Annotated in this window: 17 protein-coding genes and 1 tRNA gene; 2 read left to right on the top strand and 16 right to left on the bottom strand. The window is 53.2% G+C overall.

All coding sequences use genetic code 11. The annotated features are described in order from the left end of the window. Positions 1-107 precede the first annotated feature (107 nt). The 4 genes from ROA7450_RS11750 to ROA7450_RS11765 all read right to left on the bottom strand — a co-directional run bounded on the left by ROA7450_RS11750 (position 108) and on the right by ROA7450_RS11765 (position 4458). Positions 108-320, bottom strand: a complete 213-nt coding sequence (locus ROA7450_RS11750; RefSeq protein WP_143534437.1) for a hypothetical protein — start codon at positions 318-320, stop codon at positions 108-110. Between the two features lie 406 nt (positions 321-726). Beyond that, positions 727-2319: a Na/Pi cotransporter family protein gene (locus ROA7450_RS11755; protein WP_159454040.1), complete on the bottom strand. Its 1593-nt coding sequence runs from the start codon at positions 2317-2319 to the stop codon at positions 727-729. 14 nt (positions 2320-2333) lie between these two features. Further along, entirely contained in the window at positions 2334-2669 is a 336-nt protein-coding gene (locus tag ROA7450_RS11760) for an STAS domain-containing protein (protein WP_085805984.1), read from the bottom strand. 49 nt (positions 2670-2718) lie between these two features. Further along, positions 2719-4458 carry an ATP-binding SpoIIE family protein phosphatase gene (locus ROA7450_RS11765; protein ID WP_143534438.1) on the bottom strand — a complete coding sequence of 580 codons (1740 nt, stop codon included), beginning with the start codon at positions 4456-4458 and terminating at the stop codon, positions 2719-2721. A 182-nt stretch (positions 4459-4640) separates the two neighbouring features. Here ROA7450_RS11765 and ROA7450_RS11770 point away from each other — a divergent pair, with 182 nt between their 5' ends. Next, entirely contained in the window at positions 4641-5402 is a 762-nt protein-coding gene (locus ROA7450_RS11770) for a substrate-binding periplasmic protein (RefSeq protein WP_085805987.1), read from the top strand. Positions 5403-5687: 285 nt separating this feature from the next. On the opposite strand, the gene ROA7450_RS11775 is transcribed toward ROA7450_RS11770, so the two are convergent. The 11 genes from ROA7450_RS11775 to ROA7450_RS11825 form a co-directional block, all read right to left on the bottom strand. After that, positions 5688-6977: a tyrosine-type recombinase/integrase gene (locus ROA7450_RS11775; RefSeq protein WP_234999503.1), complete on the bottom strand. Its 1290-nt coding sequence runs from the start codon at positions 6975-6977 to the stop codon at positions 5688-5690. An 82-nt stretch (positions 6978-7059) separates the two neighbouring features. After that, positions 7060-7134: transfer RNA gene (locus ROA7450_RS11780), tRNA-Phe, on the bottom strand. Positions 7135-7212: 78 nt separating this feature from the next. Then, on the bottom strand, positions 7213-7395 hold the full coding sequence (locus ROA7450_RS11785; protein ID WP_085805989.1) for a DNA gyrase inhibitor YacG: 183 nt from the start codon (positions 7393-7395) through the stop codon (positions 7213-7215). Continuing rightward, a complete protein-coding gene (locus tag ROA7450_RS11790; RefSeq protein ID WP_085805990.1) occupies positions 7392-8420 on the bottom strand; it encodes a ribonuclease E/G in 1029 nt (342 codons plus the stop codon). Before ROA7450_RS11790 ends, ROA7450_RS11785 begins: the two co-directional genes overlap by 4 nt. Continuing rightward, positions 8417-8995 (bottom strand): Maf family protein, encoded by a 579-nt coding sequence (locus tag ROA7450_RS11795; RefSeq protein WP_085805992.1) that lies wholly within the window; start codon positions 8993-8995, stop codon positions 8417-8419. Before ROA7450_RS11795 ends, ROA7450_RS11790 begins: the two co-directional genes overlap by 4 nt. Before the next feature lie 13 nt (positions 8996-9008). Beyond that, a complete protein-coding gene (infA, locus tag ROA7450_RS11800; RefSeq protein WP_005978431.1) occupies positions 9009-9227 on the bottom strand; it encodes a translation initiation factor IF-1 in 219 nt (72 codons plus the stop codon). 84 nt (positions 9228-9311) lie between these two features. Beyond that, positions 9312-10196: a carbon-nitrogen hydrolase family protein gene (locus ROA7450_RS11805; protein ID WP_085805994.1), complete on the bottom strand. Its 885-nt coding sequence runs from the start codon at positions 10194-10196 to the stop codon at positions 9312-9314. 8 nt (positions 10197-10204) lie between these two features. After that, positions 10205-10615: a DUF4177 domain-containing protein gene (locus ROA7450_RS11810; protein ID WP_085805996.1), complete on the bottom strand. Its 411-nt coding sequence runs from the start codon at positions 10613-10615 to the stop codon at positions 10205-10207. Between the two features lie 73 nt (positions 10616-10688). Continuing rightward, positions 10689-11591 carry an ABC transporter permease gene (locus tag ROA7450_RS11815; RefSeq protein ID WP_085805998.1) on the bottom strand — a complete coding sequence of 301 codons (903 nt, stop codon included), beginning with the start codon at positions 11589-11591 and terminating at the stop codon, positions 10689-10691. Beyond that, positions 11584-12591, bottom strand: coding sequence for an ABC transporter permease (locus ROA7450_RS11820; RefSeq protein WP_085806000.1), 1008 nt, complete (start codon positions 12589-12591; stop codon positions 11584-11586). Before ROA7450_RS11820 ends, ROA7450_RS11815 begins: the two co-directional genes overlap by 8 nt. A gap of 67 nt (positions 12592-12658) precedes the next feature. Then, on the bottom strand, positions 12659-14353 hold the full coding sequence (locus tag ROA7450_RS11825; RefSeq protein ID WP_085806002.1) for a peptide ABC transporter substrate-binding protein: 1695 nt from the start codon (positions 14351-14353) through the stop codon (positions 12659-12661). Positions 14354-14801: 448 nt separating this feature from the next. Between ROA7450_RS11825 and ROA7450_RS11830 the strand changes: the two genes are divergently transcribed. Then, entirely contained in the window at positions 14802-15962 is a 1161-nt protein-coding gene (locus ROA7450_RS11830) for a M20 aminoacylase family protein (protein ID WP_085806232.1), read from the top strand. On the opposite strand, the gene ROA7450_RS11835 is transcribed toward ROA7450_RS11830, so the two are convergent. Next, complete coding sequence (locus ROA7450_RS11835; protein ID WP_085806004.1) at positions 15959-17005, bottom strand: glycosyltransferase family 4 protein; 1047 nt, start codon at positions 17003-17005, stop codon at positions 15959-15961. The two genes, ROA7450_RS11830 and ROA7450_RS11835, sit on opposite strands and share 4 nt — an antisense overlap. Positions 17006-17014: the final 9 nt, after the last annotated feature.

Below are 17014 nucleotides of genomic sequence, written 5' to 3' on the forward strand. Positions count from 1 at the left end.
AAACAACGCGAAAGGATCAAACTGAAGACGCTCGAAGCGCGGCGCTTGCATCACCGCAAACACGCCGCATAATCAAACCAACAAGATGAGCCAAACTCTCACTTAGTTTAGGCCCACATTGGTTCCAAAAACTCTGGTGACGGACAGTCGGATTGCCAAACCCAATTGCTGCTGCGGGACAGCATTGACGAATTGCCACCCGGAATATTGGCGAACTGTTTGTCGATTGCTGCTATGAACTTCTGACGACGCTGGTGAATGGGGTTGCTGACCTTTGGCTTCTCAACCGCTTCCAACTTGAATTGCTTTTCTAATGACATGCCGATCTCCTTTTTGCTGGAGACTGTGTCCATCTATCTGAGCGGAGGTGACAACGGTTCAGTCAAATTTGTGGATAGTGATTAGAAAGCTTGAGAATAATTCCACCATTTTTAGAAACATTAATAATCCTATTCATTATTCCAATTCTCAATATGAAAAGCTGGCTAGAAAGTCGGATTAAAACATTACATTTTAAGCCCAGCATAGACCAAAAAATGATTAACTGAGTTGAACAATAACATCCTCGAATAACCGTTACCAAAAGCTCGCAGCGGACATCGAATGGCATCGCAGAATTAGTGTGCATTGAGCCCAGTCTTCCGAATGCTGCGCTTGAAACGAATGGCAGCTTTGTATTTATCAGCTAATGATGATCTTTATTGATGCAGCATTTTTAGCGATTTTTCAATGGCCATGGCGCCCCAGTTCGCCATATCGGCGACATATCTCACCAGCCAGCCAAATCAGGCGCTCGCAATAGTTGGCGGACGCCAATAGGTGCTGTCTATTATCAGCATCGACGGCGTCTTCTCCAGCGAGATACGCGGCGCGTACTGATTTAATTCCGTTCCCTTCGTCGGATGTCATTCGGGAGAGCATGTCAATGTCATCCGCTGCTCGGTCCTGAGCCACATCCGCAAGCAAATGAAGAATTGTATCCAATCCTTCGATCATTGCGTCAGGAAAGGACAGGTCGGGAGCGTTCTTACGCAATTGTGTGATCTCTGTCGCAAGTCCATTCATCGTTTGTCTTGCCGCGATCAGATTGGCTTGCACCTTCAAAATGGTATCCAACTGATCGTATGCATCGGCCCCTAAATCTGTTGAAGATGTAACCGAGTTGACCGCTGTTGAGACTGAACCCTCCAAGCTGTCGAACGCATCCAATGCATCTGCCAACGCTCGGTTCGAGCGGGCGGGCCGCATCGCATCCAGTGCGGCTGTTAGCGGATTGATTAGTCGGGCTTGTTCGAGTTCTATGAGGTGAAAGGCAAGTCCTGCTTCTTTCGGGAGATTTCCAGTCAGATATTTAGGTTTGGAATGCTGCTCGATCACTGTTTCTGGTGCGATCCACATAAGAAGCCGTGCAGTCCCGGCCAGCGCAAGTAAAAGAAACGGCACGGGGATTGAATTGAAGACCAAATAAACGACCGCCGCCTGAGTGCCGGGGTCATTGCTGATCGCCGATACTCCGGCCGCCACAAACGGAACACCAAGATTGATTTCGATATAAAGGAGCGGAACGAGAATGAGTGCTGCCAGAAAGTTGAATCCAACAAGATAAAGCGCGACCTGCCGCGCGACGCCGGTTAAGCCTGACGCCAAAAGATAAGTCAGCACCGAAGATCCCACATTGGCGCCGTAAACGAACATGATAGCCTCAGTCAGTTCGAACAAACCAGCGCGTTGGAAGGCAATCATTACGACGGTAACCGCGACTGACGATTGAACCAGTATGGTGAGTGCGGCGCCAATCAAAAAGCCCATCATCGGTTGTCCGCGGGTAATTTCAACAGCCGCTTGAAACCATGCTTGGGTTTCTAAACTGGCGGCCCCTTCGCGCATAATCTGAAGTCCGAGAAACATCAGGCCAATGCCGAAAGCGACGCCCGCCAAACGCGCCGCGGATATGCCGCCATAGGCATAAAAAATACCTGAAGCGCCAACCAGCAGCATCACGGCTATCTGGATGTCGATTGTCAAAAATAGAACTGTAAGCCCGGCTCCGACCGACACTCCTAGAATAACAGGTTGTGCTTGTCGAAGGTTCATCATTCCAGCGCGCACCAAGCCAACCATCAAAAAGACCGAGGCGGCTGCGCTTTGGGTGATAGTGATCATTACGGCGCCAACACCAATCCCTGTCAGCGGCGTGGCGGTCAGTTTTGCCACTCTCGTGCGCAGCGTGTGCCCCGCATACAGTTTTAGATTTTGGCTCAGAAACTGAAGCGCAAAGAAAAACAGGCCAAGACCGCCAAAGATGGTTGCTGTGATCATCAGGTTTGAGGGCATCAATCCAGCCCGTCGCGGGCTTCGGCTTCGCTGTCGCGAACGTCTATGATTGAGATGAAACCAGAGATTTCAAATGTTTCGCGCACCAAGCTGTTTAATCCGAAAACTCTTAATGCCCGATCGTCACGCGAAAGCGACTTCGCTGTTCCCAGCAACACACGAAGTCCCGCACTTGCCATGAACGTCACTTTGCTCAGGTCGATAATGAGGCTTGTCATCTTTCCGTCGATGACTTGGACTATCGCCGCTTCGAACTCAGGCGCATTGCTTGAATCCAGTTTTCCTTCAGGGCGAACAAGGGCAACACTCCCATCATCTGTCACTTTAATATTCAATGTATGATCCCCTGTTGACCGCTTGACCCGGTATGTTCGCCCACATTTTTCATGCGTTTATCACGATATAATAGGAATTCTTGTCTGCCTGTCGAGCGTAGGAAAATGCCGAGCTGATTTCACGAACGACGTGCAAACCCAACCCACCTATGGGACGCTCATCCACTGAAAGCGTTGTGTCTGGTGCATCAACGGTCGAAGGATCAAATCCTGGACCCGTATCTGAGATCGTCAACACCAGATCCGAGCTGGTTTGTGTAACATCGACCTCAATTTCAATCGGCACGTCAGTGCACCCGCCCGCGTGATTGACGACGTTTGATGCGATTTCATCGAGGATAAGTTGCGCCTTGGCAGTCAGATCTGCATTACTCTCAGCCAAAGCCTCAGCCATCTCGTCGCTGAGTTTGCTGACCGCCTGCATCGTTGCAGGGGCGGAACCGTTCCAACGCACTGTTTCATTGCCATGGAACGTCGCTGCAAGGACGGTCACGTCATCCGTTCGATCTGCCTCCCCTTCGTGATCTGCAACTGCATGTATAATGGCCCGAACGATTTCTGCCGTTGACCGTTCTGGGAGTTTTGTTAGCAGATCGCTCAAGCCCTGATCGCCAAATAATCTATCTTGGGCGTCAGAGGCCTCTGTCACACCATCAGTGTACAGCAACAAAGTCTCACCCTCTTCCATCTGCGTTAGAGATTGCGAGTAGTGCTGTCCTGGTACCGCACCGACAACTGGACCATTTCGATCAGGTAAGGGGCTGATCCGACCACTAGCACTTAGTCGCAGCGGTGGGTTGTGGCCAGCATTGCAGTGGGTCAAGAGTCCAGTTTTCAAATCGAGCAGTCCAACAAAAAGCGTAACGAACATATTCCGATGATCACCGCGGCACAGCTCTTCGTTGACTGCGGTAACAATATCCTTGGCGGGTACACCTTCAAGCGCAAATGACTTCACCATCGTTTTCGTAACCGCCATCAGCAAGGCTGCCGGAACGCCCTTATCCGACACGTCCCCGATTACGACGCAAAGCGTTTGGTCACCTACGTGAAAAGCATCATAAAAATCACCGCCAACTTCTCGTGCAGGTTCCAATGCGGCTGAAAGAGAGATTGGATGTCCTTTGGTCAGCGCATTAAAATCATGCGGCACCATGGAAAGCTGCATTTCTCGTCCGATGTTCAGTTCGCTTTCCATGCGCGCCTGAGCTGTCAATTCTGACTCGTACACGGCTTGCTGATCCAGCATCTGGTTGAAGGCCGATATCACTTGCCCCATCTCGTCTGGCGGCCCTTCTATAACACGGGTACGCGACCTGTCACTTTTCGCGGTGTTGATTGCCTTCAGAAGCCGATCCAGTGGCACGCCAACAATGCGGCGAAGCGCGAAAAGTGCGGCACCCACTTCCATAGCAACTGCCGCCAAGGCAATAAACGCCGCAAGCAATAACCTGTCGCGGGTTTGCGTTCGAATTTCGATTTGCGTGATCAAGAACACAATTTCTCCGATCTCGCGCGGTCCAGCCCCGGCATCAAAGATCACCTGCCCGCGGAAAAGAAGCTCGTCACCCTGCAACGCAGATTCATGACCGGCCTGCGCCATAATCTCCCCGTCCTCGCCAAAAATTCGGACGACCACGATTTCCCGGTTCGTAGCAATCGCCTCTAGGCTCAAATTGATCTGTTCGTAATCGAGGTTCCAAAGCGGGTTCGCCAGAGCTGCGCTCTGCGTCCGCAACAGCGCCGCAGAGTTTTCTTCGAGACGAGTCAGCGCATTCCGATGAGCCATGAATTCTATGGCTGTAAACACCCCGAGAACCGAAAGAAAAATCAAGGGCACTGTAATTCTGAGAAATCGACCGCGAACAGATTTGTGCAAAGATTTCACCTAGTGCTCCGCTGTTGGCCGTAGAGTATTGACCATGTTATATATCATATTGCCATTTTGAAGAAGTTTGCGCTGGAGAACAGATGTTTCGCAAAGCTTTACTGACATTAACTCTGACATTCTCTGTTCCGGCTCAGGCGCAGGATATCAGGTTTGTGACATTGGACTGGGCACCCTACGTGTATGGCAAAGACGGCCAAATCATCGGCCCCGGGCGTGAACTTATCGAAGCAGCCTGCGATTCCGCCGAGCTTGAATGTACGTTCGATATTTTCCCGTGGCGGCGCGCGCAGGAAATGATGCGCGAAGGCCTTGCTGACGGAATGATGGTTATTGGCCGAAACGCGGAACGCGAAACTTGGCTGGACTATTCCGTGCCGATAATCCGCACCGAATACGGTTTTTTCGTGCATGCTCAGGACCCGCTTATATTGGAAGGGATGCATTCAATTCAGGGCAAAAGGGTCGGCGTATTCGCCCCTTCCAATACGGCGGTTAATCTTGAAGAAATACGGGCAAACATGGAAACAACCGGCCTCGAACCGATTATGATCGATCAACGCCCTGATGACGCTTCCGGGTTTAGGAAGTTGGCTGCGAAAAGGCTGGATGCCGTCTATTCAAATCGTGACAGGGGCCACCGAGTTCTTGAAGCAAATGAGCTGACAAGCGATGTTCGGTATGCCGGTATGGATCGACCAATTCTTTATTACGCTGCAATCCGAAAGACCTTTGCTGATCCCGAAATTTCCGAAAGATTCTTTGCCTCCCTGAGCGGAAGTTTCACTGATGGCAGCGCAGCCGCGATCATAGAAAATTATGGATTAGAACCAGCACCACAATAGCTCAACGGCATAGATGGTTTAAAACCTGACATTGGTTCATTTGCCCGAGATGTCCGTTTCGTCCCGCAAAATGGCCATTAACGCTTGAGGCAGCGAATGACCGTTAATTGCCTTTTCAGCATTTCACGGTTGTTACATATTTTAGCGAACATCTAATTCTCGAAACGCTTTAAATGACCCAACCTTTCGCTTTGGGAACAACACCACCTTTCTTTATAAAAAACACTAATAATCCTATTCGTTATTCCCTTTTCCAATATGAAAAAGGGGGCCATTCCAACAGCCTTACAAATCCATCAGATCATCCGGCTCCACCCAGTATTCATTGCTTATTGGGGTAGCCCTTGGTGCAGATGGTTGCTCATCACCTCTGACTTGGAGGTTTCTGACCATTTCGTTAGTCGGTGCCATCTTCTTCAGATAAAAACGTTCAAGCTGATCTACGGACGTCCCAGCCGCTTTCGCCAGCGTGTAGATATTGACCTTGCCATGAGAGCTTCTGAGCCGTGATTGAAGCGCATAATGGCGCAGGGAGTAGGGGGTCAGCTTCTTGTCTTCATCCACCAATCCGGCTTTCTCCAAGATATGGTTGAAGATACGTCTGGCTGTGCTGATCGCTGTTCGTCTGTTTGGATAGTCTGGCATCCATACGTAGTCATCAGGATCGAACTTGGACAATTCTGTTGGGAACTTGAGGCTCCCGTAGAGGGCTACTGCCAAGGGTAATGTCGGGCTATCCCTTCGACCCGTTTTCCCTTTACGAATGTTGAGCTCCAGATGGACAGGATCTTTCTTCACTTGAACGTCTTTATGCTTAAGCCCAAACAGTTCCCCTTCTGTGGGCCTCAGGAAGCTGTGGACGACAAACTTGAACATTTTGGCATGATGGGCCGTGATCGGCACGCCCCGAACCACATCGCCTCTACTGGCGCAGGCAAAGGATTCTTTTGAGAACCTGATATATTCAGCATCCGTAAAGGCGTGCCGAGGGGCATCAACAGTCTTTTGCTTGGGTAGCAAAGGCAAGGTCTGCATCAAGCCATCTTCAACGGCAAGAGACAGTGTTTTCCTGATGATGATGACATGCTTGTATTTGGTGGATTCAGCCAGAGGTTTTGATCTGCTCTCATCCAGATGCATCAAATAGGTCCGAACCATGCCAGACGTGATCTTAGTGACATCGTATTTGCCGAAGTAATAGATCAATCCATCATTCGGACGGTTCAGCAGCTTACCGTCACTGCTGGACCATTTTGAGTTCTTCTGCATCGACATGAGAAGCTTGGCATAATGCTCAAAACTGTTGGATTTCTTTTGGGCGAAATCGCTATTGGCTTTGCTGTGAAAGTTATCAGCAAACTCATGAGCCGCTTCGATGGCTTCAATCCGACTGACCTCCTTAGTCGACCTGACGACATTCTTTCCAGCCAACGTATCTCTTAAGCGAACATACCAATAAGGGCTTTTACCGGTTTTATAAATTGCCAGCCCTTTACGCAGATGCTTGATCGAAGTGATTGCATCTTTTGATTTTTTTGAAGTCTTGGAAACTCGAGCCAAAATACGCTCTTTCAAAGTGTATAACGGTGTATAACTTATTTGAGTAATTCAAATTGCACAACGGGTTTCAAAATAACCTTATATATCAGGGTATTAGTGGTGCCCGGGGGCGGAATCGAACCACCGACACGAGGATTTTCAATCCACTGCTCTACCCCTGAGCTACCCGGGCACGGGGAACGCTTTTGCGTTCGGGTGCAGGCCTTCTAGGCGAGCGGGGGCAGGGTGTCCAGAGGGTTTGGCAAAAAAATCAGTGCGGTCGTGCGTTTTGTTTAGAGAGCTCTTCGACCACGCGTTCGGCGTCCTCTGGATCTTGTGAAGGCAGGGCGTAATCGCCGCTCATCCAGCGGCCCAGGTCGACGTCGGCACAGCGTTTCGAACAGAATGGTCGCACCTTCTGTTCGGTGTCTTTGCCGCAGATCGGGCAGCTCATGACAGGGCCTCGTGATAGGGCAGGCGGTCGCGTTTGCGTTGCAACTCATAGTGCCCCAATGGTGTCCAGCCGACCAGTGCGGTTTCCACCGTATCGGCGCGGAAAGCCGCACGCAGGGCGTTTTCAAACTGACGACGGTGCTTCTTTGACATTGGGGCCAGGTCCAAAGTGATCTGCCCGCCAATTCCTCTGATGCGACACTGGCGAGGCAGGTCGGCGGCGGCGGTGAGATTGGCTTTGAGGCCCGCTGCCGGAGACATATCACTGCCGGTGTTGATATCAACGGCAGTTAGGGCGCGGGTGGGCTCGATGAACATGCTGGCCCCAGATCCCAATGCCACTTGAGAGCTTTCCAGTTCGGCCATTGTATCCGCCACGCCGGTTGCTTCAAAGCTGCCACTTTCTGTTTCGATTTGCGCCGGTTCAACCCATTCGCGCCAGGCCAGCGCATGCGGTCCATCGCCTTCAGTCAGTTTCTCGGGATCATTACCCTCAGCGTCCTCCAGAATGGCTGCTGCTAAATCTGTCATCGCCTCGATATCTTCGGCAATCTCCCCCATATCGGCGTCAACGCAGGATGAGCGTACAATCAGTCCCATGGTTGACCCTTCAGGCATCACGGTCTTGGCCAAGCCCAGCAGGGTATCGCGCAGATCTTCATCCTTGATACTGCGCGAGATGTTGATGCCGGGAGCCTCGGGCGTGACAATCGCATAACGGCTTTTGAACAGGACCTTCGCGGTCACTGGGATCGCCTTGCCTGGTTCGGCATAGCCGGTGACCTGCACCAGAATGGATTGACCCGGAGACAGCCCCTTGATCTGGCGCAGAAAGCCCATGCCATCGGGGGTTTTCACAAACATGCCGCCCTGACCCTTGATCGGTCTGTCGGCAATGGCGCGGTAAATCGCACCGGGGCGCGGCGCGTCGTGATCAAGATACAGATCTTCAAGCTGTCCATCGACCATAAGCGCCGCAGCTTCAAGTTCTCCAAAATGATCCAGAACGATCTGACGTCCCTTCATGATGAACCTTTCCAAATGGGGTAACCCGCTGCCTGCAGCAGATTGGCTGTTTCTGTGATGGGCAATCCTACCACGGCAGTAAAAGAGCCCTGAATCCACGGGATGAACGCCCCAGCAGGCCCCTGGATGCCGTAACTGCCAGCCTTGCCCTGCCAGTCGCCTGTCGCCAAATAGCCGTTCAGCTCTTCGTCACTGAGGCGTTTCATCTTCACGGCTGTGACAACATCTCGTTGCCAGAGGCGATCACCGGTGCGGACAGCCACGGCAGTAATCACTGAATGGCGACGTCCTGACATCGCGCGCAAGAATCGCGCGGCCTCATCCCGGTCATCCGGTTTGCCCAAAATTCGGCGGCCAAGGGCCACGGTGGTATCTGCGGAAAGAACGATTTCCCCCTCGTTCAGGGGGATGGCCTGCGCTTTCTCGGTTGCCATGCGGATGCAATAAGGGCGAGGCAATTCGCCCCTGTGCGGGGTCTCATCAATCTCGGGGGGGCGAATTTCATCCGCCACAACGCCAATCTGTGCCAGCAGATCCCGGCGGCGCGGGCTGCCCGATCCCAGGATTAAACGCATTTAAAACAGTCGCTTACTTAAAGCGGTAGTTGATGCGGCCCTTGGTCAGGTCATAGGGGGTCATTTCAACCTGCACCTTGTCGCCTGCCAGAACACGGATTCGGTTCTTGCGCATCTTTCCTGCCGTATGTGCGATGATCTCATGGCCGTTTTCAAGCTCGACCCGAAATGTCGCATTGGGCAGGAGTTCCTTCACAACACCGGGAAATTCGAGCGTATCTTCCTTGGCCATGGTCTCTCCTTATGGTTTCACGTCCGCCATCTTGCGGACAGGGCACTAAATGCGCCTATTGATCGTGGTTTTCAAGGGGATAAATCAGCCTAATTGCTCAGGTGTGACCGTCTTGTCGCGACCAGTCTGTTCAGTCCAGTGGGCCCGGTTGAGCACGCGGCCATCTGCGCGGACATGGGCGATGGCACTCAGGTCAACCTCGGCGTAAGTCCAGCCGGGGGTGTTAAGTCTGCCTTCGGCCAAAATGCCGGTTTCGGGGAACCCCACATCAGGCGGTCCAAAAATGCCACCCATCCCGGTGTTCATATCGGCCACTTGGTTCCACTCGGCCGGGCCAACAATCGAAGACATGACCGTCACGCATTGGTTTTCCAGCGCGCGGCTCATCGCACCGATGCGTACGCGCCAATAGCCCGAGAGCGCTTCGGTGCAAGAAGGAACAAGGACTATGTCGGCCTCCTGCAAGGCCCGGCCCAGCATGGGAAATTCGCTGTCATAGCAGGTGAGGATGCCGATCTTGCCAAGTGCTGTGTTAAACAGGCGCAGCGGCCCGCCGGGGGCCACATCCATTGGCGTGCGTTCATAGCGCGTCATAATCTGCTTGTCCTGAATGCCGCAGCCTCCGTCCGGGCTGAACAGGCGGGCGCGGTTCACGGGGCGGGAGCCAATGGCCGGGTCATAGACCGGCGCAGAGGCTGCGCAGATGTGCACATTGTACTTGGCTGCAAATTCCGCATGCAGCGCATCGACCTCCGGGATCAAGTCAGACACCGCCATCATGCTTGCTTCCAGATCATTGGCTATCTTGGGCCCCGCCAGCATTGCCAGTTCCATCGCCCCGTATTCGGGAAAGACCAAAAGCTGCGCGCCCTCATTGGTGGCAGATTGTACCCAGTTTTCGATTTTAGCGGTGTATTCCACCCAGCTAGTGAGCGGATCAAGCGGATAGGCTGCGGTGGCAATTTTCATCGAGCGTCTCAGGATTTGGGCTCGACGCTATCGTCGCTTTGCACCTCTTCCAAGGGCTCAAGCGTTTCGCCGTAAGATTCCGGATCATACGCAGGCTCTTTGACCGGTGGTGCAGGTTTCTTGACAGAGGGCTCACTTCGATCTGCCGTCAGCTTGGTGGTTTCCGCTTTTGGCGCATCGGCTTCTGCCACTTCACGCCGGAACACCAGTACCGAGCGATAGATTTTTTGCGTCGAGGTCAGCCCTTGGCGCTCTTCGCTCGGTAGGATATCCGAGCGTTGATACTCCCATCCGTCCCTGGCCAGTTCATTCATCTGTTCTTCCAGCGCATGGGCAAAGCGTGCCTCGCCGGTTTTCACGCCGGGGGCTTTCTTGCCTTTGGTGGGGGCTGGGATGATTTTATATTCGAACCGGGGCATTCATTTTTCCATCTTTTGCAGTGGCGCGTATCCTACCCGGCTGGGGGGGCAGTGCAAGGTGAATGTGCCGCTGCTATTTCCGCAGGTTTTGTTGCCGTGGGTCGAGCGCATCGCGCAGGCCGTCTCCCAAATAGTTCACGCTAAGAACGGTCAGGGAAATTGCCAATCCAGGCCAGAACACGCGCCCGGGATAATCCTGCATATAAATGGTCGCATCGCTCAATTGCCGCCCCCAGGTGGGGAAGTCAGGTGGGAAGCCAAGGCCCAGGAAGGACAGCGCAGATTCTGTAATGATCGCGGTGGCAATGCCTAGGGTCGCGGATACGATGATCGGCGACAGGATATTGGGGGCAATATGCTGCTTTAAGATGGAGTAGTTTGTAGCGCCGATGGCGCGGGCGGCGCGAATGAAGTCACGTTCCTTTAGGCCCAGTACCTCGCCGCGCACCACGCGGGCAGTGGGCATCCAGCTGGTGATGCCAATGGCGAAAACGATCAGCACAAAGATCCCGGCCTGCGGCCCGATGCTGCGACTCAGAGGTTCACGAAATAGCATCATGATTACCAAAAGCAGGGGCAACAGGGGCAGAGCGAGAAACAGATCGGTCAGCCGCATCAACGGCCCATCAAGTTTTTTGAAGAAGCCCGCCGCCATGCCGATCAGGCAACCTAGCCCTATCGACAAAACCATCGCCATCATCCCGACTGAGATTGAGCTGCGTCCACCAGCCATCAACCGAGCCAAAGTATCGCGCCCCAATTGATCAGTCCCAAGCGGGTGCAACCAGCTAACGCCCTGATTACGCGCACGAATATCGGGGTACCCCGGGTCAATGGTCCAGATCATTGGACCCAGTAGAACGCCCAGCACGATAATGGCAAACACGACGCCCCCGATCAGCGCGCCGCGATGGCGACGGAACTGTCGCCAGAACTGTTGATTGCGCGTACTTTGGTGTGCCAGCCGATCAGTCATAGCGGATCCTCGGATCCAGCACGCCGTAGAGGATGTCGGCAACGATATTCGCAAAGACAATCAAGACTGCAAAGATAAACGTCAGGGTTTGCACCGTTGGCAGATCGTTGGCTTGAATCGCACCGATCAATTGCGCGCCGATCCCATTCACCCCAAACACTTTTTCGGTGATGATCGCCCCACCAAAAATGGCGGGCATGCCAAGGGCGATGACCGTGACTACAGGGATCATCGAATTGCGCAACACGTGGCTGATGACCACACGTGCTTCGGACAATCCCTTTGCCCGTGCCGTGCGCACATAGTCCTGATCCAGATTGTCCAGCATCGACGCCCGCATGTAACGGCTGATCTGCGCCGTGGTTTGCAGCGATAGCACCATGACCGGCAGGATCATTTGCTTGACCTGAAAAGTGAAGCTTTCCCAGTCGCTGACTTGATGGGTGGTGTCGTAAACGAAGGGAAACCACCCCAGTTGAACCGAGAAAAGAACGATCAACAACGGCCCGGTGAAAAATGGTGGGATCGAATAGCCGACCAAGGTCACAAATGTGCCAGCCTGATCAAACACCGAATACTGCCGGTAAGCCTGATAAATCCCAATGGGCAGCGCGATCAGGATGCCAAGAATGTAGGCGGAACCTACGACCCACAAGGTTTGTGGAAGACGCTGCCAGATGATGTCCATCACCGGCGCATGGTGCTGCCAGCTGATGATACGCGGTTTGCCTTCGGCCAAGCTGGTGCCGAAAAGGTTGTCGATCATCACCTGCGGTTCAATCCAGAAAAACTGTACCAGCCAGTTCCAGAACCGGATTGGTGCCGGCTCTCCCAGCCCAAGCGCCTGTCGCATCTGCTCGCGTACTTCGGCAGAGATCGTGAGCGGCATCTGGGCCATTGGGTCACCGGGGGCGAGTTCCAGCAACAGGAAAATAATGAGCGCAATGAGCAGAAGGGTAGGCACTGAGAGAACCAGCCGACGCGTGATATATGTCAGCATTGGTACCTTTCGACGTTACTGCAGTGCCTTAATTAATCCAAAGAATAACGTGCAGGTGTGGCGCTAATCAATCCTTGATGCGGTACCAATCTGAGATATTCCACAACTCGCTGTCCCAAGTGTTCAGAATAACACCACCCAAGCTGTTTGATTTGGCTGAAACACGGCCGCGATCAACCAGTGGAATCATGATAAAGTTCTGCATTAGCATGTCATTCATCGCCTTGGCCAAGGCAGCGCGTTCTTCCAAACTGGCGGTCTGGCTCAGCTTTAGCGCCATTTCGTCATAGGCAGCATCGCAATATCGCGGCATATTGTTGCCTTGCCATTGGTTTTCGGGGGCCGGGATCTGATCGCAGGACCAGTTCGACATATAGGCTTCGGGATCGGTGCCATCGAAGTTGTTGGCGTACATCTCTACGTCAGCATAGAACTTTTGGAAGGTGTCCGGGCTGTCAGCATTGCCACCAAAGAAAACCGAAGCATCGATATTGCGCAACTCGGTTTCAACGCCGATTTCCGACCACCATTGTTTTAGAACAACCTGAAAATCCTGACGCACAGCGTTGGTCGACGACTGGAATAATAGCGACAGGCGTTGGCCGTCTTTGGCGCGAATGCCGTCAGCCCCTTTTTCCCAACCCACGTCATCCAGCAGTGCGTTTGCCCCAGCAATGTCTTGTGTTTTACAGGCGTCGTTGGCCGTCGAGGCGTAAATTTCGGGCGCAGGCAGAACGTTGCAGGTTGTGCGGCCGGCGTCACCATAGCCAATCTCAACCAGCAACTCGCGATCAATTGCCATGCTCAGGGCCTTGCGCACGGTTACGTCTGTCAGGAACGGGTGAGGGTGCGCCACCGTCGAACGTTCAGGGCCCAAATCACTCGATGGGTCCGTCATGTTCACCATGATCCGCTCTACAAGCGTGCCGAAACCGGAAATCACCTCGCCTTTACCAGCGGCCTCCATACTGGCCAACACATCAGGGGCCAGTTGCAGGTTCCAAGCATAGTCAAATTGTCCGGTTTCCAAAACCGACCGCCCGGCTGACGCCGCATCACCCCCCCCTTTGAGGACGACATTTGCAAAGGCAGGTTTGTCCGCGTCACGATAATTGGGGTTGGCATTATAAAGCGCCACATCATTTGGTCGGAATTCTGACACCACGAATGGGCCGGTGCCAATCGGGGCCAAGTTCTGTTCCGAGCAACTTACAGCGTTGGAGCCCATGCATTCGGCAAACTGTGTCTTTTGCAGGATTGGGGCCTGCGCACCAACAAAAGCCGTGTATGGATAGGGTTTGGGAGATGAAAAGTTAACCACGATGGTTTGGTTATCGGGAGTCTCGACCGAAGTGATGCCGCCATATTTCTCGATCTGAGCGCAGCCGCCACCCTCGGCCGTGCAATATTCCCAAGTGAACTTGACATCTTCTGAGGTAAGAGCACTGCCGTCGGACCAGACCAACCCCTCTTTGAGTGTCCAGGTAATCTGTTTGAGGTCTTCAGTGACACCACCGTTTTCGACCGTCGGGATTTCGGTAGCCAGCCACGGTTGAAGTGCTCCGGTTTCATCGAAACGGGCCAAAGGTTCCAAGATTAGGCTTGCTGCCTGCAAATCCTTGGTGCCGCCGGAAAGGTAGGGGTTAAGTGTGCTAGGGGCCTGCCAGTATATGATGTTGAGTTGCCCATCTGACCCGCGCTCAGCATGAGCATAGGTGCCGAAAGCGCAGACTGCTGCAGTGGCGTGAAGTAAAGCCTTCATTTCAGCCTCCCCTGAAGTCTTCCCAAGTTTCGAGCGGTCCCCGCGGCCGCTTTTGAGCGTTTCGTTGGAGCGCAGAAGTGATCGTCAAAACTGCAGCCATTAAAGATCAAAAATTTGTCAACATTCAGGTACAATCTCATTTCATCCCAACAAACCTAAAAAAGCAAGTCTCATGTCTTAAGTGGCTGGTTTTAAATTGTTATTCAAACGTGTTTGGATTGGGTTTGTTAATGTTTGGCACGCCAAGATAGTTTCGGGTTCTTGTGCTTCACTTTAGTGGGGTATTTTCCTCTCGTAATGTGATGCTTGGTGTTTATGGATACGACGGAATTCGACTCGTGATTTCGAATCTCAGAAACCGGGCGGGGAATTGGCCTGCGGACACAAAGGTGATTTGCTCTTAAAGCAAAACAGATTATGACTGTACCCAGCTCAAAAGGAATTTATGATGCCCGTAAAAAACCGATTTGCCGAACTGCACAATGACATTTCGGCCTGGCGCCGCGATATCCACCAAAACCCCGAAATTCTGTTTGAAACGCACCGGACCAGCGCATTGGTTGCCGAAAAGTTACAGGCGTTTGGATGTGATGAGGTGGTGACCGGTATTGGGCGCACTGGCGTTGTTGGTGTGATCCATGGAAAGGCGCAAACCTCGGGCAAGGTCATTGCCTTAAGAGCCGATATGGATGCGCTGCCGATTCATGAAATGACCGGGCTTGAGTATGCCTCCAAGACCGACGGGGCGATGCATGCCTGCGGTCATGATGGGCACACAGCGATGTTGTTAGGCGCTGCGCAATATCTGGCAGAGACGCGAAATTTTGACGGCACGTGCGTGGTCGTTTTCCAACCCGCCGAAGAGGGCGGTGGCGGAGGTCGCGAGATGTGTGAAGATGACATGATGGCCCGATTTGGCATTCAGGAGATTTACGGCATGCATAATTGGCCGGGCATGCCGGTTGGGAGCTTCGCCATTCGACCGGGGGCGTTTTTTGCGGCGACCGATAAGTTTGATATCGAGATTGAGGGCAAAGGCGGGCACGCAGCTAAGCCACATGAAACCATTGACCCCACAGTGATTGCCAGCCATTTGATCGTGGCCTTACAAACGGTTGTCAGCCGTAATGCCGACCCGATTGAGCAGGCGGTGGTCTCGGTTACGTCAATGCAAAGCTCATCCAATACATTTAACGTGATTCCGCAAAGTGTTAGCCTGATGGGCACAGTGCGTACGTTGAGTGCGGAAACGCGCGATTTGGCCGAAGAGCGGATGCAAGACCTTTGCGACAACATCGGTGCGGCCTTTGGCGGGCGGGCCACGTTGAATTACGAACGGAACTATCCGGTCATGGTTAACCATGATGAGCCAACAGAATTTGCCGCGCAAATTGCCAGCGTGATCAGCGGCGGTTGCTCTGAGGCACCTCTGATCATGGGCGGCGAGGACTTTGCCTTCATGCTAGAGGAACGTCCCGGAGCCTATATTCTGGCAGGAAATGGCGACAGCGCTGCAGTGCATCATCCAGAATATAACTTCAATGATGAGCTGATCCCTTTTGGGTGTAGCTGGTGGGCCGAAGTGGTTGAGCAGCGGATGCCGGCTTAACCTTCAGCCCAAAGTTGCTCGTAGACAGCGTTGATGCCTTCGGCTTCACCTCTGATGCTAAACGCAGATTGTGCTGCGACACGGGCGGCGTTGGACATCTTTGCATGACGATCTGGGTCACCCAGAATGGCATCGAGCTGAGATGCCGCGCTTTGAACGATATCATCATTGTCAACGACCACTCCGGTCGTGCTCTGACAGGAGAAGCTGCGATAGTAACCCGCGTCTGATGCCACAAAGGGCACGCCGCTGGCCATGCCCTCAAGCGGGGTCATGCCGTAGCCCTCGTATAGTGGAAGCTGTACGACAGCGGAGAGTGAGGGCAGCAGCGTTACAAGATCGTCAGCTGGGATTTCACCTGTGAAGACAATGCGGTCGTTCAAACCGGCTTGGGCGATCTTAGCCTTTTGCGTATCAAGAAATGCTATATCCGACTTGCCCGCACGCCCGATGATTAGTGCTGTTGCAGCCGGATGTTTGGGCAGCACTTTCAGCATGGCATCTATAAAGCGATCTGTCCCCTTTTCGGGCCGAATACGTCCTATGGTCGCGATCCCGCGTTTGCCGGGATAACCAGTTGCGGCCCAAGCCGCAGCACGATCAGGAGCGGGTTGGAAGCGTTCAATATCCACGCCATGAGGTACTACCGCGCGAACATTCGGCACAAAAGAGGCGGCGTTTTCCGTCGTGGCAATCACCGCATCCATTTTAGAGATCAGCCAACGCGGATAGGCCGAATGGCGGCGTTGCGCCGCTGAAGTGAAGACAATTTTTATTGGCAGCTTCAGCACGTCACGCGCCCAGAGCGCCACGCGCATTTCCGGATTGCGGCGTACATGCCAGATGGTGAACGAGCGGCCATTTGACGGAGTACGCGACAGTGCCTTGGCTTCTGCACGAGTGATCGGGCTTGGGCAGCCGGGCAGAGCGATATCACTGAGCCTCAGATCGTAATCTTGTACTTGCTGGCGAATGACCGCAGCCGCCGTTGACGAAACGCCCGTGAAGTTGCGGTTGAAATTGGTGACGATCAGGTCAGGCACTGGGACGAT

This window comes from Roseovarius albus (assembly GCF_900172335.1).
In the GTDB taxonomy this organism is placed as follows: domain Bacteria; phylum Pseudomonadota; class Alphaproteobacteria; order Rhodobacterales; family Rhodobacteraceae; genus Roseovarius; species Roseovarius albus.